Source organism: Streptomyces sp. NPDC097619 (genome assembly GCF_040302735.1).
Taxonomy (GTDB): domain Bacteria; phylum Actinomycetota; class Actinomycetes; order Streptomycetales; family Streptomycetaceae; genus Streptomyces.
This window is the reverse complement of record NZ_JBEOSD010000297.1, coordinates 1-3,603: the sequence shown is the minus strand read 5'-3', so window position 1 is coordinate 3,603 and position 3,603 is coordinate 1. Positions and strand designations below refer to the sequence as shown.

General features: G+C 72.5%; 3 protein-coding genes and 1 pseudogene. 3 read left to right on the top strand and 1 reads right to left on the bottom strand.

Going from position 1 to position 3,603, the window contains the following annotated elements:
- Positions 1 to 267 (top strand): adenosylhomocysteinase (locus ABTZ17_RS36500; RefSeq protein ID WP_352200125.1); only part of this gene is annotated, 267 nt, incomplete at its 5' end.
- 118 nt (positions 268 to 385) lie between these two features.
- Positions 386 to 994, top strand: a pseudogene (locus ABTZ17_RS36495) (hypothetical protein); the annotation flags it as partial.
- Positions 995 to 1,139: 145 nt separating this feature from the next.
- Here the strand turns inward: ABTZ17_RS36495 and ABTZ17_RS36490 are convergent.
- Positions 1,140 to 2,117 carry an RDD family protein gene (locus tag ABTZ17_RS36490; protein ID WP_352200124.1) on the bottom strand — a complete coding sequence of 326 codons (978 nt, stop codon included), beginning with the start codon at positions 2,115 to 2,117 and terminating at the stop codon, positions 1,140 to 1,142.
- A 131-nt stretch (positions 2,118 to 2,248) separates the two neighbouring features.
- On the opposite strand from ABTZ17_RS36490, the gene ABTZ17_RS36485 reads away from it, so the two are divergent.
- Entirely contained in the window at positions 2,249 to 3,256 is a 1,008-nt protein-coding gene (locus tag ABTZ17_RS36485) for a stage II sporulation protein M (protein WP_352200123.1), read from the top strand.
- Positions 3,257 to 3,603 lie beyond the last annotated feature (347 nt).

Below are 3,603 nucleotides of genomic sequence, written 5' to 3'. Positions count from 1 at the left end.
CTCAACCTGGGCAACGCGACCGGGCACCCGTCCTTCGTGATGTCGAACTCCTTCGCGGACCAGACCCTCGCCCAGATCGAACTCTTCACCAAGCCCGAGGAGTACCCGGTCGGCGTCTACACGCTGCCCAAGCACCTCGACGAGAAGGTCGCCCGCCTCCACCTCGACGCCCTCGGCGTCAAGCTGACGACCCTCCGCCAGGAGCAGGCCGACTACATCGGCGTCACGGTCGAGGGCCCGTACAAGCCGGACCACTACCGCTACTGATCCCACCCGCCGCTCCCACCCCCGGGAGCGGCACGGCGGTGCCGTCACCACAGCATCGAAGCAGGCCCCCGGCTCCCGAGCCGGGGGCCTGCCCCGTCCGCAGACCCCAGGAAGCCCCATGCCCCGCGGCCGCTACTCCCTCCACGACCCCCACGACCACGCGCCCCTCGGCGAGGAGACCTTCCACTGCGCCCCGGGCCCCTCCGGCTGGCGCTACGTCTCCCGGACGACCGACCCCGAAGGCCGCCAGACCGGGACCGCGGACCTCGCCCTCGACGACCTCGGCCGCCCGATCCGCCTCGAACTCCACGCCGGCGACTGGCAGGTCCGCGCCGCCGCCCTCGACGGGGTCACCTGGGTCCGCACCGACCCCTCCGGCACCGAGGCCACCGAGGGCAACGTCCGCGCACACGCCTTCAGCGGCACCTCCCCGGCCTTCCTCGTGGCCACCGCCCGCCTGCTCGGCCTCACCCCGGGCGGACCCGCCGCCCGCGTCCGGCTCGTCCGCTTCACCGATCCGGTCCTCGCCCCCCGCACCGAGGACCAGGCATGGGCCCTGCTCGGCCGCGAGGAGCACACCACCGACAGCGGACCGCTCGCCGTGGACGCCTACCAGGTCAGCTCCCTCGACACCGGGGAGCAGCACACCGTCCACATCGCCGGTGACGTGGTCCTCGCCGCCCCCGGCATCGAGTTGGAGGACCTGGAGACCCCGCCCTCGGCCTTCCCACCCCGCGCGCCCAAGAGCACGGAGACGGCCACGGGGGACGAGGACGAGGCGCGGGAGGACGACCTGAACGAAGGAAACGAAGGGAACGCAGGGGAGTACGGCCCCTGGGGCTGAGCCCACGCCCTCGCCCGGGACCGCCGGACTACGCGGGAGGGGCGAACCCGGTGCCCGAGCCCTGCGTCCCGGTGGCGCCCGGAGCCGGGGGCTCCGGGGAGGACACCGGGGCCGGTGCCTGCGGTGTCTGCGGCGCGGGGGCAGGGATGGGACCGGGGGCGTACTGCGCGCCCGGCGCGGGTTGCTGCCAAGGGTTCGCCGGATACCCCGGGCCCCCGGTCGGCGCGCCGGGCGCCGCACCGGCCGACGGGCCGCCCGACGACCCGAAGGCCCGCCGCGCGTCGCGGGTCTGCCGCTCGTGCACCACCGCCGCCAGATAGGCCCCCGCCGGCACGCCGGGCGGGGCCGGGGTGCCGGTGTACCGGACCAGGTCGTCACCCAGCCGGGCCGCCATCGAAGCCGCCACGTGCGGATCCAGCTGCCCGGCCCGCGACAGGAACTGCCGCACCGCCAGCCACAGCCCCTCCGGCACGGCCGAGAGGTCCAGCTGCGTGAACGCGCCGGCCAGCCACGGCGGGGGCGGCGGCAGATAGCCGCTCTTGGCCCCCGGCACCCGCTCCCGCACCACCAGGGTGCCCGCGAAGACGTCCCCGAGCCGCCGGCCCCGCTCCGACACGAGCGAGGCGATGCAGGCGATCGTCCCGAAGGTCAGCAGCAGCTCCACCACGCCCATCGCCCCGCGCACCAGCGCGTGCCGGAAGCGCACCGGACCGCCGTCGTCCCGGACCACCCGCAGCCCGCAGGCCAGCTTCCCCAGGGACCGCCCGTGGCTCAGCGTCTCCACCGCGATGGGCACGCCCACCAGCACCACCAGGAAGAGCACCACCTGCACGGCGGCCCGCGCCGCGTCGTCCAGGGAGGAGGTCGCCGAGACCAGGACCAGCGAGGCCACCAGGAAGACCGTCCACTGCACGGCCAGATCGATCGTGATCGCCAGGGCCCGGCTCGGCAGCCTCGCGGGCTGCAGCCCCAGGACCACCGCGTCCCCCGTCACCAGCGCACTCACCGAACTCCGACCTCCACACCGCGTGACCTGCCCTGCCCCTTGTCCGGCCAGTCTGCCAAGCTGATCGCAGTACGTCAGCCGTCACCCGTACGGGCGATGGCACCGCGCACCGTGGCAGGAGCAGCAGCCGGATGGACCTCGACGTCTTCGTGACCGCCCACCGGGCCGAATGGGACCGGCTGGAACAGCTGCTGCGCCGCGCCCGCCACCTCACCGGGGACGAGGCCGACGAACTGGTCTCCCTCTACCAGCGCACCGCCACGCACCTCTCGCTCATCCAGTCCACCGCGCCCGACCCGATGCTCACCGGCCGCCTCACCCAGCTCGTGGCGCGGGCCCGGGCCACGGTCACGGGCACCCGGCGGGCCGGCTGGCGCGACGCGACCCGCTTCCTCACCCACGGGTTCCCGGCCGCCGTCTACCTGAGCAGGCGCTGGTGGATCCCCACGGCCCTGCTCTCCACGCTCCTCGCCGTCGTCATCGGCTGGTGGATCTCCGCGCACCCCGAGGTACAGGCGAGCATCGGCGCCCCCGCCGAACTGCGTGCCATGACCCGCCCCGGCGGCCAGTACGAGACCTACTACTCCAGCCACCCGGCGGCCTCGTTCGCCGCGCAGGTGTGGACGAACAACGCGCAGGCCGCGGCGATGTGCCTGGTGCTGGGTGCCTTCCTGGGCCTTCCCGTGCTGTGGATCCTCTTCCAGAACATGCTCAACGTCGGCGTGGGCATCGGCCTGATGTCCTCCGCGGGCCGCCTGGACACCTTCCTCGGGCTGATCCTCCCGCACGGACTCCTGGAGCTGACGGCCGTGTTCGTGGCCGCGGGCACCGGACTCAAACTGGGCTGGACGGTGATCGACCCGGGACCCCGCACGCGCCGGGAAGCCCTCGCCGTACAGGGCAGGGCCGCACTCGGCATGGCCATCGGCCTGGCCCTGGTGTTGTTCGTGTCCGGGGTCATCGAAGGCTTCGTCACCCCCTCCGGCCTGCCCACATGGGCCCGCATCACCATCGGGGTCGTGGCCGAGGCCGCCTTCCTGGCCTATGTCTACGTGCTCGGCGGCCGGGCCGCCCGGGAAGGCGAAACGGGAGACGTCGCCGCGGCCGACCGCAGCGCTTCCCTGCCCACCGCGGCCTGATGTGCGTACAAGCCCGTTCAGCTGCTAGTCTCCTCGTCGTCCCGCAAACGCCGTTGACACGGCCGAAGCGGGGAGGTAGATTCGAACGGTTGACTCGAACTGGACAGTCCGAGATCAGCCATCTAGACTCTCCTCACTCCCCTTAATTCGAATGCAATTCGCATGGGGTGGAGTACGTCTCCGAATCCTTCAGGAATTCGACCCGGGGAAAACCCGGTGCGAAATGCTGATAGAGTCGGAACCGCCGGAAACGAAACGGACGCGAAAGCGGTCGGGACCGGAAAGGCGCCGAGGAAATCGGAACGGAAACGGTCTGATAGAGTCGGAAACGCAAGAACGAAGGAAGC